15 protein-coding genes and 2 riboswitches are annotated in these 18,672 nt (G+C 30.8%); of the genes, 1 reads left to right on the top strand and 14 read right to left on the bottom strand.

The genetic code is table 11. The annotated features are described in order from the left end of the window. The 5 genes from hemB to hemA are packed head-to-tail and all read right to left on the bottom strand — an operon-like array spanning position 1 to position 5,229. The gene (hemB, locus tag DY168_RS05920) at positions 1-972 is read right to left on the bottom strand and encodes a porphobilinogen synthase (protein WP_115640927.1); all 972 of its coding nucleotides are present in this window, start codon (positions 970-972) and stop codon (positions 1-3) included. A gap of 18 nt (positions 973-990) precedes the next feature. Further along, complete coding sequence (gene cobA, locus DY168_RS05915; RefSeq protein ID WP_115640926.1) at positions 991-2,466, bottom strand: uroporphyrinogen-III C-methyltransferase; 1,476 nt, start codon at positions 2,464-2,466, stop codon at positions 991-993. A gap of 15 nt (positions 2,467-2,481) precedes the next feature. Then, the gene (gene hemC / locus DY168_RS05910; protein ID WP_115640925.1) at positions 2,482-3,354 is read right to left on the bottom strand and encodes a hydroxymethylbilane synthase; all 873 of its coding nucleotides are present in this window, start codon (positions 3,352-3,354) and stop codon (positions 2,482-2,484) included. Continuing rightward, a complete protein-coding gene (locus DY168_RS05905) occupies positions 3,323-4,075 on the bottom strand; it encodes an NAD(P)-dependent oxidoreductase (protein ID WP_115640924.1) in 753 nt (250 codons plus the stop codon). Before DY168_RS05905 ends, hemC begins: the two co-directional genes overlap by 32 nt. Next, complete coding sequence (hemA, locus tag DY168_RS05900) at positions 4,033-5,229, bottom strand: glutamyl-tRNA reductase (RefSeq protein ID WP_172556282.1); 1,197 nt, start codon at positions 5,227-5,229, stop codon at positions 4,033-4,035. Before hemA ends, DY168_RS05905 begins: the two co-directional genes overlap by 43 nt. A gap of 138 nt (positions 5,230-5,367) precedes the next feature. Further along, a riboswitch (cobalamin riboswitch) is annotated at positions 5,368-5,538 on the bottom strand. 206 nt (positions 5,539-5,744) lie between these two features. Here hemA and mscL point away from each other — a divergent pair. Next, the gene (gene mscL / locus DY168_RS05895; RefSeq protein WP_115640922.1) at positions 5,745-6,152 is read left to right on the top strand and encodes a large-conductance mechanosensitive channel protein MscL; all 408 of its coding nucleotides are present in this window, start codon (positions 5,745-5,747) and stop codon (positions 6,150-6,152) included. A gap of 88 nt (positions 6,153-6,240) precedes the next feature. Here the strand turns inward: mscL and purD are convergent, their stop codons facing one another. The 9 genes from purD to DY168_RS05850 form a co-directional block, all read right to left on the bottom strand. Then, positions 6,241-7,488: a phosphoribosylamine--glycine ligase gene (gene purD, locus DY168_RS05890; protein WP_115640921.1), complete on the bottom strand. Its 1,248-nt coding sequence runs from the start codon at positions 7,486-7,488 to the stop codon at positions 6,241-6,243. A gap of 14 nt (positions 7,489-7,502) precedes the next feature. Next, on the bottom strand, positions 7,503-9,005 hold the full coding sequence (gene purH, locus DY168_RS05885; RefSeq protein WP_115640920.1) for a bifunctional phosphoribosylaminoimidazolecarboxamide formyltransferase/IMP cyclohydrolase: 1,503 nt from the start codon (positions 9,003-9,005) through the stop codon (positions 7,503-7,505). Between the two features lie 53 nt (positions 9,006-9,058). Continuing rightward, positions 9,059-9,637: a phosphoribosylglycinamide formyltransferase gene (purN, locus tag DY168_RS05880; protein WP_115640919.1), complete on the bottom strand. Its 579-nt coding sequence runs from the start codon at positions 9,635-9,637 to the stop codon at positions 9,059-9,061. Beyond that, positions 9,625-10,623, bottom strand: a complete 999-nt coding sequence (gene purM / locus DY168_RS05875; protein WP_115640918.1) for a phosphoribosylformylglycinamidine cyclo-ligase — start codon at positions 10,621-10,623, stop codon at positions 9,625-9,627. The genes purN and purM overlap by 13 nt, the downstream gene beginning before the upstream one ends. Positions 10,624-10,630: 7 nt before the next feature. Then, positions 10,631-12,037: an amidophosphoribosyltransferase gene (gene purF / locus DY168_RS05870; protein ID WP_115640917.1), complete on the bottom strand. Its 1,407-nt coding sequence runs from the start codon at positions 12,035-12,037 to the stop codon at positions 10,631-10,633. A 93-nt stretch (positions 12,038-12,130) separates the two neighbouring features. Beyond that, a complete protein-coding gene (gene purC, locus DY168_RS05865; protein WP_115640916.1) occupies positions 12,131-12,832 on the bottom strand; it encodes a phosphoribosylaminoimidazolesuccinocarboxamide synthase in 702 nt (233 codons plus the stop codon). Then, complete coding sequence (purE, locus tag DY168_RS05860; protein WP_115640915.1) at positions 12,832-13,311, bottom strand: 5-(carboxyamino)imidazole ribonucleotide mutase; 480 nt, start codon at positions 13,309-13,311, stop codon at positions 12,832-12,834. The genes purC and purE overlap by 1 nt, the downstream gene beginning before the upstream one ends. Before the next feature lie 19 nt (positions 13,312-13,330). Further along, positions 13,331-17,182 carry a phosphoribosylformylglycinamidine synthase gene (locus tag DY168_RS05855; RefSeq protein ID WP_115640914.1) on the bottom strand — a complete coding sequence of 1,284 codons (3,852 nt, stop codon included), beginning with the start codon at positions 17,180-17,182 and terminating at the stop codon, positions 13,331-13,333. 153 nt (positions 17,183-17,335) lie between these two features. Next, positions 17,336-17,437: riboswitch (purine riboswitch) on the bottom strand. Positions 17,438-17,512: 75 nt separating this feature from the next. Beyond that, positions 17,513-18,577, bottom strand: coding sequence for an alanine racemase (locus DY168_RS05850; protein ID WP_172556281.1), 1,065 nt, complete (start codon positions 18,575-18,577; stop codon positions 17,513-17,515). Positions 18,578-18,672 lie beyond the last annotated feature (95 nt).

Genomic DNA, 18,672 nt, shown 5'->3' with positions numbered 1-18,672 from the left:
TTAAAGATCCTCCTTTATCCATTTAGCTGCTTCAAGTGCATAATATGTTATTATCATATCCGCTCCAGCCCTTTTTATAGATAATAGCATTTCTAAAGCAATAGCCCTTTCATTAACTAGCCCCTTTTCAGCAGCTGCCTTTATAAGTGCATATTCCCCACTTACTGAGTAAGCTGCTATAGGATAATCAAACCTATCCTTTGCAAGTCTTATAACATCTAGGTATGATAGAGCGGGTTTAACCATTATTATATCAGCACCCTCTTCAATATCTCCTTCAATTTCTCTCATAGCTTCCTTTACGTTTCCAGGATCCATTTGATAGGACTTTCTATCTCCAAATTGCGGCGATGAGTTAGCAGCTTCTCTAAAAGGACCATAAAAAGCTGATGAATATTTAGCACTATAACTCATTATAGATACAAAGTTATAATCCTCTTTATCTAAAGTCTCTCTTATAGCCTTAACCCTTCCATCCATCATATCAGAAGGTGCAATCATATCCACTCCAGCTCTTGCATAAGATAAAGAAATTTTCGCTATAATTTCTACCGACTTATCATTTACTATTTTAGTTCCTTCTATAATTCCACAATGACCATGGTCTGTATATTGACACATGCATACATCTGCTATAACCCATAAGTCTTTATTAAGTTCTTTAACTTTTCTAATGGCTCTTTGAACTATTCCATTATCGTCATAAGCAGAAGAAGCACAACTATCTTTGTGATCTGGAAGCCCAAAAAGTATAATACCTCTTATAGATGATTCTTTTATGTCTTCTAATAACTCTTCTAACTTATCTATTGAATAATGAAATGTGCCTGGAATAGAAGTTATTTCTTCTTTTATATTTTCACCTTCTACTACAAATACAGGAAAAATTAAATCTTTAACAGATAGTGTAGTCTCTCTTACTAAATCCCTTATTTCTTTTCTCTCTCTTAATCTTCTATTTCTTTTAATCATTTAAATATCTCCATTCTATTACTTATTGTCATATAATTCTAAAAGCTTATTTATTATTCCATCTTCTGAATATTCATCGCAGCTTACACACGCTAATCCCTTATCTAATATCGACTTTTCTGTAATAGGACCAATTGCTATTATGTGTTTTTTGCTTATGTTATTAAGCCCAACTAAAGTTACCATATTGTTAAATGTAGAAGGACTTGTAAAAATAACTGTATCTACATCTTCAAAAGAATTTACATTCTTATTATCTCCAAGAATTGCATCATATATGTTTACTCTATCTACATTTGCTCCAAGCCCCTTTAAACTATCTGTGATATAATCTCTAGATTTTAAAGAGCAAGGTATAAGTATATTATCCCCTTTTTTAATTGTCTTTGATAACTTTCTAAATAAATCCTCTGCAACAAATTGATCTGCTATTATATCAGATACCACATGGTTCTCTAACAAAGCCTTATAAGTTCCATTACCAATACATGCAAACCTTCCATTTATATTTCTTATATCTATAACCTTTTCCTTTAGATACTTAAAAAATAAGTTTACTGCATTTACACTTGTAAATACCACATAATCATACTTTGTTAATTTTTCTTTATATTTATCTAAACTATATATATCTTCTTTTATCTTTATAGAATTTATCTCAGTTATATCTGCGCCTAAATCTTTTAACTTTTTCCCTATAGACTTAGACTGCTCTTTTGTTCTAGTAATGCATATATTTCTACCGAAAAGAGGTTTCTTTTCTTTCCAGTTTAATTTACTACTAAGCTCTACTACAGAACCTACCATTATAATGCAAGGTGATACCAATTTAGCTTCTGTTACTCGTTCTAAAATATTACTAAAGTCCCCTATAACAGACTTTTGCTTTGAGGTTGTACCTCTCATAATAACTGCGCAAGGAGTATCCTTTTTCATACCTTCCTTTTGCAAGTTCTCCATTATTATCTCTAATTTATTAAGCCCCATTAAAAATATTATCGTTCCTTTAAGCTTCGATACTGTATTCCAATCGATATTTAGCTTTTCTTTAGCCATAGCTGTAAATACATGAAAACTTTGACTTATACCTCTATGAGTTACTGGTATACCCGCATAACTAGGTACAGCAATAGCAGAAGTTATTCCAGGTACTACTTCAAAGCTTATATCTTCATCTATTAAAGCTAAAGCTTCTTCACCGCCTCTACCAAAAACATATGGATCTCCACCTTTAACCCTACCTACAATATGTCCCTTTTTAGAAAGCCTTATAAGCATTTCATTTATTTCTTCTTGAGTCTTATAGTGACTTCCTGGTTCTTTTCCGCAATAATATATCTCACAATCTTCATTTAGATACTTTAAAATATTACCTCCAATAAGTCTGTCATATAATACTGCCGTACAACTTTTCAAAGTATTAACAGCCTTTATAGTAAGTAAATCCTCATCTCCAGGCCCTGTTCCAATAAGAAAAACTTTTCCATATTCCATGATATCCCCTCTTTTCTATGCTTTAATAATTTTTTCTCCCAAATGTATTCCAAGTTTTAAATAATCTTCTTTATTTCCTGCAATATCTTTTTTTACTATTTTTCCGCCTACATCATAAAGTCCTACAATATACATTATTTGTCCTTCTAAATATGCATAAGCTCCTATACAACTATGACAGTTTCCATTAAGAGTTTTCATGAATTCTCTTTCTGCATCCACACAAATTTTATCATCATCTGAGTTAAGATTTCTAAATATATGAGCGCTTTGTGATTCCTTTAAAATTTCAATACCTAAGGCACCCTGACCTATAGCTGGTACAAACTCAAAGGGATCAAAATAATCAGTTATTATATTTTCCATATTTAATCTTTTAAGTCCTGCTGCTGCTAATATTATTCCATCTAACTTTTCCTCTTCCATCTTTTTAAGTCTTGTCTGCACATTCCCTCTTATAGGTACAATATCTAAATTAGGATTTAATATCCTAAGTTGAGCCGCTCTTCTTATGCTACTAGTGCCTATCTTCAAAGGCTTCTTTCCCGAAAAAAAGCTTTCCCCATTGCGAGAGATATAAGCATCCCTTACGTCTTCTCTCTCTGGTATTGCAGCTATTTCAAAACAGTGTTCTAATGCAAATGGCACATCCTTCATACTGTGAACAGCAGCATCTGCCCGTCCCTCTATCAATGCAATTTCTATATCTTTTACAAATACACCCTTACCACCGATTTTATCTAAACTAACATCAAGATTTTTATCTCCTTTAGTTTCTATTAATAACTTTTCACTTTTTATATTAGCCGCTTTGTAAATGAGCTCCATTATTATTTCTGTTTGAGCTTGAGCTAAATCACTTTTCCTTGTAGCAATTTTCATATTCAATCAATTCCACTCCTAATAAATTAATTAACCTTGGATAAAACATTAATAATACTTGGTTTGAATAGCCTTTATCAAAATAAAACTTAAACTCTTCAGTTGAGATAAATTTTAATATTTCCTTTTTAAAAGTTTCACTCTTAACTATTTCCCTTATATAATTCGCAAAGTTCACAAACTCATCCACATCATTTAAGGACTTTACTATTGAACCTGCTATGTATCTCGATATACTAGGGTTTCCCTTTTTCACATTCAATGCAAAGGTAACTTCCTTTGAACTTAGTTGCATAGGCACAACAAAATTTCCCTCTCTAAAATTATGACAAGTAACATATAGCTTACTTAAATTTTCGCATTGATTTTGTATCATTTTTGTAATATCACATTCCTGAATAGCTATAACAATTAAATGTTTATCTAATATATAGCTTTCTTTATATGTATCTTTTATAATATTTATGCCATTTTCATTAAACTCATCAAATCTTTCATCAAAACTTGTGGCTAATACCCATACATTACAACCTTTAGATATAAAAGATTTAGTTTTAATATACCCTGCTTCCCCGCCACCAACTATAAGTACACGAATCTTCTTTGAAATTAATGATATAAATGAAAAGTCTAGCATTTCAAGAGAAGGATTTAACTCACATTTTAAGTTTGTTAAATTATAACTTAGTTCTTTAGAAGAAAAATCTTTTCTATTATCGCCTGACACTGACGCTCACTTCCCTTTAACTTTTCTTCTTTCAATATCTCCATAGCTCTATGTAAGTAGTAATCTGAAGTACTCTTTAGTAGTACCTCTACTAATTCCTCATTATCTTTTGTATACTTTTTTCTATTATAGCTTTTAAGTCTTTCTTTATATATATTATCACTTGAACTGGATATTTCTTTAAAAAGCGGAGCTAATCCCCTTAGCCTTTCCCAGTTCATATATTCTTTAATATGATCTTCTATTATATATCTACAATCTTCCATTTGGGTTTTTCTTTTATCCTTATTATACTTATCCATTTTGCTTATATCATCAATATTATAAAGTTTAATATAATCTAATGCTTCTATTTTAGGATCTACATCTCTTGGTATAGATAAATCAAATATAGTAATTGGGATGTCCTTAACTTCATCCTTATATATAACTATATGAGGTGCTGAAGTACAACTTACTATTATATCTATATCTTTTATGAATTCATTCTTTTCACTATAGGATATAACTTTAACCCTAGGATCATTTAAATATACTTTATTTGGTTCTCTTACAACGATAAGTAGCTTAGAAAACTCAAAGTTATTTATATATTTATAGATACGTTTTCCTACCTCACCAAATCCTATTAACATTATATGCTTTTTATTTTCTTTAATTATTTCTTTTGCTACTATAGACGCTGATGATACAGGTATCTTATATAACTTAGCCTCACTTCTAAACCTTTTTCCACAGGCTATAGCCGTTTGAAATAATCTTTGAAGAGAGTTTCTAATAGTATTACATTCTAGAGATACCCTGTAAGACCTTTTTACTTGGCCTAATATTTGATCCTCTCCAAGGATTTTAGAATGAAAGCCACTACAGACCTCCATTAAATGTTTAACAGAATTGTATCCATTAATCTTAAAAACATGTTCTATATATCTTTCATCCCACTCTAATAAATTAAAAATACTCTCTATTTCAATTTCATCTTCATTGTTTGAATTTAAATATATTTCCGTTCTATTACAAGTGTTTATTATTACAGCCTCTTTTGATACTTTCATCATATTTTCTAAAGCATCTTTTTCCTTGTATACCATTATAGAAAGCTTTTCCCTTATTTCAATAGGACAACAACCTTTTATGCCTATCATTTGAATCATTAAAATCATCTCCGAATGTCTATTTGAAAATATGTTACTTTATAACAAATCAACGCAAAAAAACTCACAGGAACTGTGAGTTTATAACTTCTACATGAAAATCAATAAATTACAAACGCCACTTCCTTCCCTCCGAAGGATTAGCTAAAGATTAAGGCAGGTCTCCTGACTTACGTTTCATTCTCTTCCAACCTTCCCAGCTTCATTGCCAGTGGCTCGGATTCGTCTTCGTATACAGTAGCGGGGGCTGTAGTGTTTTACACTTTCCCTATTAAACTTATTAAAAGTACCATAATCTTATTATTTAATTTTACATCTATCATTATATAGTTATTTAACCAAACTTTCAAGAAGATATTTGTCTTTGCAATTTAACAATCTATAAGTTTTTATAATTTTTCTATTCTATGACCCTTTTTTAAAAGTGTTAATTTAACTTACAAATAATAATTATTGATAGAACCCTGTTTAAATGTTATAATTCTATTAACAAAAATTTAATAAGAGGTGATTTCATGTTAAAAGAGTTTAAAGAGTTTGCTATGAAAGGTAACGTAACTGACCTTGCTATAGGTGTAGTTATTGGTGCTGCCTTTGGTAAAATAGTTAATTCATTAGTAGGCGATATAATAATGCCTATACTAGGACTTGTTATAGGTGGTGTTAACTTTACAGATCTAAAGGTTGTTTTACGCCAATCTACTGATCCTACAAAAATATTGACACTTAATTATGGTCAATTTATTCAAAATATTTTTGACTTCCTTATTATAGCCTTTTCTATTTTCCTAGTAATTAGATTAATTAATAAATTCAAGAGAAAAGAAGAGGTTCAAGAAGAAATTAAAGAAGAACTTCCAACAAATGAAGAAGTTTTACTTACACAAATTAGAGATCTTTTAAGCAAGGATGTAACTAAATAAATTTTATAATTATAATTCATAAAATTAAATCTAAAAAACCTATATATATAGATATAAAAGTCTATTATATAGGTTTTTTATTAATTACTTATATCAAACCTATATCTTTTCTATAATACATATCTTTAAAACTTATCTTATTTACTTCCTTATAACAACGTTTTATACTGTCTTCTAGATCATTTCCAAGTGTAACTAATGAAATAACTCTCCCCCCTGAAGTCTTTAGATCTTTTCCTTCTAATGTCCCCCCTGATATAAATACATTACCATCTATATTTTCATCTAAAGTTATATTAAACCCAGTATTATATTTGCATGGATACCCTAAAGATGAAATAACTAATGCACAACTATTTTTATCTTCCCACTTAATTTCAAAACCTTTAAGTTTTCCACTGTATGCACTACAAATAGCATCATAAAAATCACTTTTCATCAAAGGAAGGATTGCTTGTGTTTCTGGATCTCCAAGCCTCACATTATATTCTAATAAATATACACCTTTTTTAGTAATCATTAATCCAAAAAACAGAAACCCTTTAAATTCTATTCTTTCTTCCTTTAATCCCCTAAGTGTAGGTTTTAAAATACTTTCCTTAAATTCTTTCATGACAGTATCTGTAACGAATGGATTTGGTGCTATAACGCCCATGCCCCCTGTATTAGGACCTTGGTTATTATCAAATATTTGTTTATGATCTTTTGCAGATATAAATGGAATTAATGTATCTCCATCGGTAATTGAAAGTATAGAGGCTTCCACACCTTCTAAGAACTCTTCAATTACAACCTTTTTACCATACCCATTAAATATATCATCAATCATGAAGTCATAAATCACTTTTTCTGCCTCTTTAAAAGAATTACATATAACTACACCTTTACCAGCTGCCATGCCATCCGCTTTTATAACGCATGGATATATGCAATCTTTTAAATACTCTAATGCCTTTGGTGCAAAAGTAAAACTTTCATATTCTGCTGTAAGTATTCCATATTTTTTCATAAATCTTTTTGAAAAGTCTTTACTTCCTTCTAAGCAAGCTGATTTTTTTGAAGGTCCAAATATTTTAAGTCCTTCTTTATTAAACTCATCTACAATTCCCTTTATTAATAGCTCTTCTGGACCAACTATGGTAATATAAATTTCATTTTCTTTCGCAAATTTTAATAGTTCTTCTATAGTCTTTTCTTTTATGTTTTCACATTTATTTTCCATTGCAGTGCCACCATTTCCTTTGGCACAATATATTTTTTTCACCTTAGGATTTTGTGATAACTTAAAGGCCATAGCATGTTCTCTTCCTCCAGAACCAATCAATAATATATTCATATTAGCCTCCTTTTTTAATGTTTAAAATGTCTTATATGAGTAAGCACCATGGATATTCCAAGTTCATCACAAGCCTTAATTGAATCTTTATCTTTAATAGATCCTCCTGGTTGAATTATAGCCTTTATACCATGGCTTGCAGCTTCTTTTACTACATCATCAAAAGGGAAGAATGCATCAGATGCTAATACTAAAGCTCCCTTACCTCTTTCTAAAGCTTCTTTTGCTGCCCAAATCCTATTAACCTGTCCTCCGCCAATTCCTAATGTTTTACCACCTCTTGCTACTACAATAGCATTAGACTTAACGTACTTAACTACCTTCATTGCAAAATCCATATCCTTTAATTCTTCTTCTGTAGGCACTATTTTAGTTACCACATCTAGTTCTTTAATTAAGTCCTTATCCTCTTCTTGAACTAAAAGGCCGCCATCTACAGATACTAAAACATTCGTGCTTATAGGCTTATTATTACATTTAATAACTCTTAAATTTTTCTTTTTCCTTAAAACTTCAAGTGCTTCCTCTTCAAAGTCAGGAGCTACAACAATTTCTAAAAATATCTCTATTAACTTTTCAGCAGTAGCTTTATCTAACTTCTTATTAAAGGCAACTACACCGCCGAATATAGATATATCATCACATTCATAAGCCTTTGTATAAGCTTCTAGGTTATCACGTCCTAATGCAACTCCACAAGGACTATTGTGTTTTAATGCACAGCAAGCTATATCAGAAAATTCCATTACAACCTTAAAGGCGATGTCTAAATCTTTTATGTTATTATAGGATAGTTCTTTACCATTTAGTATTTCTATATTATTCATAGTTCCTTCTTCTAATAAAGAATCATAATAAGCAGCCTTTTGGTGAGGATTTTCTCCATATCTTAAATCCTTAGACTTTTTATATACTAAATTCATATATTCTGGATACTCACTGCTATCCTCTAATAAAAACTTACTTATAGCTCCATCATAAGCACTAGTTAAGTTAAATACCTTTCCTGCTAAGGTTTTTCGAGTATTATAACTTACATCTCCACTTAAATTTAATTCCTCTATTATAGTTTTATAATCTTTTTTATCTGAAACTACTATTACATCCTTAAAATTCTTAGCTGCAGCTCTTAACATTGTGGGGCCACCAATATCTATAAACTCCACCTTTTCTTCAAATGTTATATTTTCTTTATACTTTTCAAAAAATGGATATAAATTAACTACAACTATATCTATTAGTTCTATATCTCTTTCCTTTAATGCTCTTATATGAGAAGCTTCTTTCCTTTTTGCGAGTATACCACCATGAATACTAGGATGCAAAGTTTTAACCCTTCCTTCTAGCATTTCCGGAAATCCCGTTACTTCCTCAATATCTATAGCTTCGATATTATTTTCTTTTAAATATTTTAATGTCCCCCCTGTAGATATTATCTCCACATTAATACTCTTTAAAAACTTAGCAAAATCCACTATACCACCCTTATCATATACACTTATTAAAGCTCTTTTCATGAAATTAAATCTCCCTTCTAATCCAAGATAATTGTTCTGGTATTACTTTAAATTTAAACTTTTCCCTCACTTATAAGTCTAATACCTTCTAGAAGACATCTATGTTCTTCTTTAAGTACCTTTTCTTGTAATGTTTTAGGACTTTCTTCTCCAGTTATATTTAAAGATTTTTGAAGAATTATAGTACCCATATCCACGTCAGGGCTAACAAAATGAAGTGTACACCCAGTAATTGTATCCCCTGAGTTCAAAACAGCTTCATGAACCTTTATTCCATACATACCCTTTCCACAAAATTTAGGTATTAAAGAAGGGTGTATGTTTATTATCTTATTTTTATAAATATCTAATATTTCTCCTTTTAATATAGAAAGAAATCCTCCAAGAACAATTAAATCTACCTTATCTTTTATAACTTTTATTATTTCATCCCCTATATTTTCTCCATAAGTATTTTTATCTAATACGTAAGACGGAATACCTTGAAGATTAGCTTTAGTAAGTCCTATAGCTTTTGGGTTATCGCTAATTACCATTTTAATTACACAATTAAGTTCTTTTTCATTTATTTTATTTATTATATATTGAAGGTTAGTCCCAGTACCGGAGATGAGAAAAGCTATTCTAAGCAAATCCCATCACCTCCAGAAATAATAGTTCCTATGACATAAGCTTTTTCTCCCATTAAAGATAATTCTTTAACTACCTTTTCTTTTAAATCATCTTCTACACATAATACAAACCCTATTCCCATATTAAATGTATTGTAAGCATGCTCTTCACCTACACCCTTTTCCATTAAATATTTAAATATAGATGGGACTTCATAGCTGTTTTTATTTATCTTAGCCGAATACCCTTTGGGAATCATTCTTGGAATATTTTCAACAAATCCACCACCAGTTATATGAGCCATACCTTTAATTTCAAACTTTTCCAGTATCTTAAGTACTGGCTTTACATATATTTTTGTAGGTGTTAATAAAATATCCCCTAACTTTTCTCCTTCTAACTCTACATGAAGATTATCTACAATCTTTCTTATAAGTGAATACCCATTGCTATGTGGTCCTGAAGATGATATTCCTATTAGAGCATCACCTTCCTTTATATCTTTTCCGTTTATTATTTTGTCCTTTTCTACAACCCCTACAGAAAATCCTGCAATATCATATTCTCCATCCTTATAAAACCCTGGCATCTCAGCTGTTTCTCCTCCAACTAAAGAACATCCCGAAATTAAGCACCCATCAGATACTCCTTTAACTATATCCGAAGCTACGTTAGCATTTAGCTTTCCACAAGCTATGTAGTCTAAAAAGAATAAGGGCTTTGCTCCGTGACATAAAATATCATTAACACACATAGCCACACAGTCTATACCAAAGGTATCATATTTATTCATGGCAAAAGCTATTTCTAGCTTTGTTCCAACTCCATCTGTTCCTGAAACTATTACAGGATTCTTATACCCTTTCGGAATTTCAACCATAGATGCAAAGCTACCTATACTATTTAAAACTAAACTACTCATAGTTTTCTTAGCATGAGACTTTATCTTTTTTACTGCCTCATAGCCCTCCTTTATATTTACTCCTGCTTCTTTATATGTGATCATAAAAACACTACCTTTCAAGATAATCTTTTGAAGTTTCTATAGGTGTATCTACAGGGTAAATACCACTAAAGCAACCTAGGCAAAACCCTTCCTTTTCACCAAATGACTTTACTACACCTTCCTCACTTATGTAGCCTAAACTGTCAGCTCCTATTTCTTTTCTTATTTCCTCTATGGTAAGATTTGCGCCTATAAGATCCTTTCTATAAGGTGTATCTATACCAAAATAACATGGATATTTAACTACTGGAGATGAAACTCTAAAATGAACTTCCTTAGCTCCTGCTCGTCTTAGCATTTCTACTAGTATTTTACTAGTAGTACCCCTAACTATAGAATCATCTACAAGTACCACTCTCTTACCCTTAATATTTTCTTTTAAAGGATTAAGTTTTAATGAAACAATTCTTTCCCTCATTTCTTTTGAAGGTGCTATAAATGACCTTCCAACATATCTATTTTTAATAAATCCTATACCAAATGGTATAGATGAAGCCTTTGAAAACCCAACTGCAGCTGCAAGTCCTGAATCTGGAACACCTACAACTATGTCTGCCTCTACAGGGCACTCTTCAAATAATATCTCTCCAGCTCTTCTTCTAGACTCATAGACACTTATACCATCTATAACACTATCAGGCCTTGCAAAGTATATATATTCAAAGGCACATACCTTTGGCTTTATCTTTTCTGAATAACTTATACTTTCTATTCCACCTTCCCCTATTATTACTATCTCACCAGGCCTTATGTCTCTAATAAATTCTGCACCCACTGTAATAAATGCACAACTTTCAGAAGATAAAATATAACTATCCTCAAGCTTCCCAAGGCATAAAGGTCTAATACCATTAGGATCCCTAACTCCAATCAATTTATCCTCAGTTAAAATAACCATAGCAAATGATCCTTTTATAGCTTGAACTGCTGATATAACCGCCTTATCTATACCTTTTTTATAAGCTCTTGCAATTAAACTTAACACTACTTCAGAATCAATAGATGTCTGAAAAATATTTCCTCCATCTTCTAATAATTCTTTTATAACTTCCGCATTTACTAAATTTCCATTGTGAGCTATGGCTATAGATCCAAACTTACAGTTAGTTAGTATTGGCTGAGCATTTATTATACTGCTAGAACCTGTAGTAGAGTATCTTACATGACCTATAGAAGCATTTCCTTTAAGTGAAGATAAAGACTTTTCATCAAAAGATTCAGATACAAGACCCATACTTTTATGAATATTCATATCTTTACCATCACTAACCGCTATGCCTGAACTTTCTTGTCCCCTATGTTGCAATGCATATAATCCATAATAAGTAACCTTTGCAACATCTAAAGAGCTTTTTGAATATACTCCAAAAACACCGCATTCTTCTTTAAACTTGTCTTTTATCTCTTCCATCATAATTAGATCCCCCCATAAGGCATGTTTAAAATCTTTTAATACACCAATACCCTTATAACCTGCCCTTTATATTTTAAATACCCTTTATGAAAACTATTCATTTATTCTTTTTAATATCTCTACGTAAGCTTCAGTAACATTTCCAAGATCTCTTCTAAATCTGTCTTTATCAAGCTTTTCTTTAGTTTTACTGTCCCAAAACCTGCAAGTATCTGGTGAGATTTCATCTGCTAGAAGTATCTCACCGTTATATCTTCCAAATTCTAATTTAAAATCTATCAAATCTATATCTTGTCTTAAGAAAAATCCCTTAAGTATATCATTTATATTTCTAGTAATTTCATATATCTTTTTAAGTTCATCAAAGGTTGTAAGACCTAGAGTTACAGCATGATAATCATTTATAAGCGGATCTCCTAAATTATCATCCTTATAACAAATTTCATAAACTGTAGTTTCAAGTTTTGTTCCTTCTTTTATACCAAGTCTTTTAGCCATACTTCCGGCCGCCACATTTCTTACTATAACTTCTAAAGGAACTATATCAACCTTTAAGCAAATTTGTTCTCTCTGGCTAATTGTTTTTATATAATGAGTTTTTATTCCTTTACTTTGTAGAAGCTCAAATAGCTTTGAGGATATACTATTATTTAAAATACCCTTACTTTGAATTTCTCCCTTCTTTTCTCCGTTAAAAGCAGTAGCATCATCTTTGTAATAAATCACCACTTGATCTTCCTTTTCATCTTGATAAATCTTTTTAGCTTTTCCTTCATATAAGAATTCTTTATTCATTACCATTCCACCTCTTCTTTATTATCATTTATAAATTTCTCTTTCATGTCTTTTCTATATTTATTAAGACTGTCTTTTATCTTTGGATATTTTATAGAAAGGATTTGAGCTGCAAGTATACCTGCATTATAGCTATTGTTGATTCCAACGGTGGCTACAGGTACTCCTTTAGGCATCTGTACTATGGAATACAAGGAATCCTGTCCTCCTAAAGCTACATTTATTGGAACTCCTATTACTGGTAAAATGCTATGGGATGCTATGACTCCTGGAAGATGAGCAGCAAGGCCAGCTCCAGCTATTATGCATTGAAAGTCTTCTTCTTCTACTTGTCTAATAACTTCTAAAAGCTTTTCTGGTACCCTATGAGCAGATAATATAGAAGCCTTATACTCTATTCCAATCTCTTCTAATGCAGTAACAGCTCCCCTCATTATTTCTTTGTCTGATTTACTTCCAAATATAATTGCTACCTTCATCTATAAACACCCCTATATTTTATTTAAAATAATTAACACCGGATTTAAATATCTTTTGGTCCATGTTTCCTTCTATGTTTTTATAAAGTCCTTCACCTATTCTCTCACTATGAGCCATCTTACCAAAAACTCTTCCATCAGGACTTAATATTCCTTCTATAGCCCCTAAAGAACCATTAGGATTATAATCCACTTCCATAGATGGATTACCAAGTCTATCTACATATTGTGTAGCCACCTGACCCCTTTTAAATAAATCTTCTATTACTTTTCTAGGTGCTACAAATCTTCCCTCTCCATGAGATACTGGTAAGGTATGGATATCCCCTATTTTTGTCTCTTGTAACCAGGGTGAATTATTTGATACTATCTTCGTTCTTACCATAGTGGATACGTGTCTTCCTATACTGTTATAGGTTAAAGTTGGCATATTTTCTTCTATGTCTAGTATTTCACCATAAGGTACAAGACCTAGCTTTATAAGCGCTTGAAACCCGTTGCAAATACCAATCATTAATCCATCTCTTTTATTTAAATGTTCCATTATAGCTTCTTTTATATAAGGATTCCTAAATACAGTAGATATAAACTTTCCGGATCCTTCTGGTTCATCTCCTGCACTAAAGCCCCCTGGTATCATTATTATTTCACATTGTTTTATTTCTTTTGTCATCTCTTTTATTGACTCTTTTATTAAGCCTTCAGTAATGTTTTTAAAAACTCTTTCATTCACTACAGCCCCTGCCTTTTCAAAGGCATTTCTTGAATCTTCTTCACAATTAGTACCAGGGAATACTGGTATAAATACTCTAGGCTTTGGAGATAAAATATTTAATCTATTATAAGTTTTAGTGTACTTATTATCTTTTACATTAGCCGCACTGCTTTTTTCTTTGAAACTACCTTCAAATAATTCTTCTTTCTTTGTCTTAGTTTCAAATATACTTTCAAGAGGGCTCTCCCAGTGTGTAATTAAATCTTTTAAACTTATATTTTCTCCAAAACCTTCTATACTACTATTATCCATAGTTATCCCTATAATCTTGCAATTATCATAATCTAAAATGTTAAATACCTCTTTATCATCTTTAACTTCAATAACTATAGATCCATAATACTTTTTAAGTAACTCTTCTTTACTTATATCTTGAATTTTTACGCCTATCTCATTTCCGAAACTCATCTTACAAATAGCCTCTAATGCTCCACCTTGCTTAATGCTCATAGCTGATAATATTAAGTTTTTATGATTAAGCTTTTTAATAGTTTCAAAATTACTCTTAAGGGCTTTTATATTTAAAGTTTTATCTTTATTCATAGGTGTCTTTATTAAAATTATCTTGCTATCCGTTTCTTTAAGATTTTGAGATATAATGCTTTTATAATGTGGTTCTATATCTACTGCAAAGCTTACAAGAGTAGGTGGAACGCTTATATTTTCAAAGGTTCCTGACATACTATCTTTTCCACCAATAGCTGCTATTCCTAATTGTTTCTGAGCATATAAAGCTCCAAGCAAAGCTGAAAATGGTTTTCCCCATCTTCCCTTATCCTCATAAAGCTTCTCAAAGTACTCTTGAAGAGTTAATTTAATATTTTTATAGTCCCCTCCTAAAGCTACAATCTTAGTTACAGATTCCATAACAGCAAAGTAAGCTCCATGGAAAGGACTCCACTCTGAAATTTTTGGATTATAACCAAAGGTCATTAAACTTACAGAGTCTGAATGTCCTTTAGTTAGTGGTATTTTACTAACCATTCCTTCCGATGGTGTCCTCTCAAATAATCCTCCGTAAGGCATTAATATAGTGCCTGATCCTACAGTGCTATCAAATCTTTCAACTAATCCTTTTTTACTACAAACATTTAGGTCTTCTAACACTTCTATTAATATATCTTTAAAACTTTCTTCACCCTTAAGATTAAACCTTTCAGTTACAATATATTCTGATGTGTCTTTTGAGTTTTCACCTAACTTATAATTATCTAAATACGACTTTTCTTTTGGAGCTTTAATTAAAACATCTGCATAACTTTTAGCTCCATTAGATTCTAAAAAGCTTCTATCTAAATCTACAAAAACTTCATCTTTGTAAAACATTCTTAGTCTATTATTATCTGTAACTTTAGCTACCGTAGTAGCTTCTAAGTTTTCTTCTAGAGCAAGTTTCACAAAATATTCTAAATTTTCATTAGATAACACTACTGCCATTCTCTCTTGAGATTCAGATATAGCTATTTCTGTAACTTCTAACCCTTCATACTTTTTAGGAACCTTATCTAAATATATATCTATACTTTCACTAAGCTCTCCTATCGCTACAGCTACACCACCTGCACCAAAATCGTTACATCTTTTTATAATTTTACTTACCTTAGGATTTTTAAATAATCTTTGTATTTTTCTTTCTATTAGAGCATTACCCTTTTGCACCTCTGCCCCACAATAATCTATAGAGTTCTCTGTATGCTCTTTAGAAGACCCTGTAGCTCCTCCACATCCATCCCTACCTGTTCTTCCACCTAATAAAACTATTACATCTCCTACGATAGGCCTTTGTCTAATTACATTTGATAATGGAGCTGAGCCTATAACTGCACCTATTTCCATTCTTTTTGCAATAAAGCCTTCATGATAAATCTCTTCTACTTGCCCTGTAGCAATTCCTATTTGATTCCCATAAGAGCTATATCCGTTTGCGGCTCCTAATGTTATAATCCTTTGTGGTAACTTACCTTTTAAAGTCTTCTCTATATCTTCCCTCGGATCCCCACTTCCTGTAACCCTCATTGCCTGGTATACATAAGCCCTTCCTGAAAGAGGATCTCTTATAGCTCCTCCAAGGCAGGTAGCTGCGCCTCCAAAGGGTTCTATTTCAGTAGGATGGTTATGAGTTTCATTTTTGAAAAGTATTAAGTATTTTTCTATACCATTTTCAGTATTTATATCCACCTTTATTGTACAAGCATTTATTTCATCTGATTCATCTAAATCCTTTAAAAGCCCTTTTTGTTTCATTTCCCTCATAGCTATAGTTGCTATTTCCATCATAGTTATATCTTTATCTTCTCTCTTTAAAAAGCTTCTCATTTCTTTATATTCATCAAAGGCAATCTTTATTGGTTCTGTATAAATCCCATCTTCTATTTCTATATCTTTTATAGCTGTAGAAAAGGTGGTGTGTCTACAATGATCTGACCAATAGGTATCTATAACTGCCATTTCTGTATAAGTAGGATTTCTATTCTCTTTTTTGAAATGTTGTAGACAAACCCCTAAGTCATCTTTAGTCATAGCCATATTCGATTTTTTATAAAAGTCTTCTAAATCTATTCCTTGTAAATTAATAAAATCTTTAATAAGCTTCTTTTCTTTTCTAACTTCATTATCTGACTCTTGTTCTTTTAGATGTGCATCATTAAATATATTAAACTCCTTAGAATCAACAGGATTTATATAATAGCTTTTTATCTTTTCTATTTCATATTTTGTAAGTGAACCCTTTATTTCTAGTATCTTAAAGCACCTTATTCTCGGCCGTTTGCCTCTAGATAATATCTCTACGCATTCCTTTGCAGAATCTGCTCTTTGATCAAATTGACCTTCAAGATATTCTCTCCCTATATAGGTATAATGTTCATTTATAAAAGACTTGTCCTCGTATAAATTATCTATGTTCTTTTCTGCAAATATTGTATATTTTGATTTATTATAAATATCATCGCTTATATCTTTTATGCTATATCCATTAATTATTCTTATTTCATCTATACTGTTTATTCTAAGAATCATTATGAATTCTTCTAAAAGCTTTTTGCCCTCTAGATTATACTCTGATTTCTTTTCTACAAATATATTTTTAGTGTTCATATTATCCCCCTATGATTTAAACCCATAAAATCTAATGTTTTATAAATAAAAAACATGAAGTAAGGCTTATAGGTAAACCTTCCTTCATGTTTATTCTTATAGAAATAGTTATGAATATATAAACTACGTTAAAAATTTTCTGTACGTCATAACTATATCTTTAAATTGACCCATAGAAGAAAACTTTACGGTTTTTCAGTAGAAACTCTTAGACCTTATTTCTAAGATTATATGGATTAATATTTAATTCTATATATAGACTAGCATCATCTTTAAATCAAGTCAACATTATTTGTGATATTGTTTTTATTGTTCGTTAGTATACGGATATTATAAGCTTGCTTGTATATCATTATACGTGTATTCTTTGTTTATGGAACTCTCTGCCAATATAGGAGTTATATCTATTGTAAAAATAGTTTCATCTCCTGCCCCCTTCATATTGATCATAGTTACATTCATATTTGGCCTTCCTATAATTTCAATAGGTTTATCATTACAGAATATACAGTATTGTTTTCTTATGTGATGATAAAAAACCTTTAAAATGTCATAAAAGATATTATGCTTAACATCTTTATTAAATCCTAAGTGTTCAATATTACCAATACCTAAAATCCCAACTAAGATATCCTCTTTTGCTTTATATTTTTCACCATAGCCTATTTTACTTCCCTTTTTAACTTTAAACTTATTTATGACCTTAGCTTTGTAGGAAAATACCTTTTTAAATCCTTTATCACTGCCTTCATAACCATACAATAGATTTCCAACTCTTATATTATTAGTAAAATCTGCCTCACTTTTGTACTCCTCATTTAAAAACCCACTAGAATTCAAACAATGAATGTTAGGTATCCTATCTAAAAAAGGTGTTACTTCATCCTTGAAGATATTTATTTGCTTTAAAGTACCTTTTCTACTTTTTGTATTATGCAAATGGGTATATACACCATCCAATATCATACTCGGAAAATTATTTTGTATATATTCAACTACATATTTAAGTCTTCCTATCTTTATTCCCATTCTATTCATACCAGTATCTAAATATATATGTACCTTATTACTAAAATCCTTTGGTATATGTTCTAAAATTTCTTCATTATCTATTGTATATATTACATTTTCCATTGGATTTATAATATCTTCTATATCTATGAGTGGAGTAAGTAACAATATTTCTTTTTCTCCCGCCACTCTCTTGGCTTCCGATATGTCCGCTACTGCAAAATAGTCTATCTTATCTTCTAAAAATTCAGTTATACGTTCTATTCCTAGCCCGTAAGCATTTCCTTTTACAACAGCAATTATCTTTTTATCATCCATGTTCCTTATATTATTTATATTTTCCTCTAGTCTATCTAAAGACACCTGACACCATAAATATTTCATCTTATAGTTTTCCTCCATTAACAATTAAACTTTCCTTGTAAATTATATACATATATTGAGATACATTCTAAAGGTTACTTAGAATATGATCTATA

Origin of the sequence: Clostridium putrefaciens (assembly GCF_900461105.1) — a bacterium.
GTDB lineage: Bacteria > Bacillota > Clostridia > Clostridiales > Clostridiaceae > Clostridium_L > Clostridium_L putrefaciens.
The sequence above is the reverse complement of the archived record's forward strand: the minus strand, read 5'-3'. Positions and strand labels throughout refer to the sequence as shown.

Coding starts and splice junctions, on each gene's coding strand:
- hemA (WP_172556282.1), bottom strand. CDS start 5,229: ATGATTCAAATGATAGGCATAAAAGGTTGTTGTCCTATTGAAATAAGG.
- purC (WP_115640916.1), bottom strand. CDS start 12,832: ATGAATAAAGAATTCTTATATGAAGGAAAAGCTAAAAAGATTTATCAA.
- DY168_RS05855 (WP_115640914.1), bottom strand. CDS start 17,182: ATGAACACTAAAAATATATTTGTAGAAAAGAAATCAGAGTATAATCTA.
- DY168_RS05850 (WP_172556281.1), bottom strand. CDS start 18,577: ATGAAATATTTATGGTGTCAGGTGTCTTTAGATAGACTAGAGGAAAAT.
- purM (WP_115640918.1), bottom strand. CDS start 10,623: ATGATCACATATAAAGAAGCAGGAGTAAATATAAAGGAGGGCTATGAG.
- purF (WP_115640917.1), bottom strand. CDS start 12,037: ATGATGGAAGAGATAAAAGACAAGTTTAAAGAAGAATGCGGTGTTTTT.
- cobA (WP_115640926.1), bottom strand. CDS start 2,466: ATGGAATATGGAAAAGTTTTTCTTATTGGAACAGGGCCTGGAGATGAG.
- mscL (WP_115640922.1), top strand. CDS start 5,745: ATGTTAAAAGAGTTTAAAGAGTTTGCTATGAAAGGTAACGTAACTGAC.
- purH (WP_115640920.1), bottom strand. CDS start 9,005: ATGAAAAGAGCTTTAATAAGTGTATATGATAAGGGTGGTATAGTGGAT.
- purD (WP_115640921.1), bottom strand. CDS start 7,488: ATGAATATATTATTGATTGGTTCTGGAGGAAGAGAACATGCTATGGCC.
- purE (WP_115640915.1), bottom strand. CDS start 13,311: ATGAAGGTAGCAATTATATTTGGAAGTAAATCAGACAAAGAAATAATG.
- hemB (WP_115640927.1), bottom strand. CDS start 972: ATGATTAAAAGAAATAGAAGATTAAGAGAGAGAAAAGAAATAAGGGAT.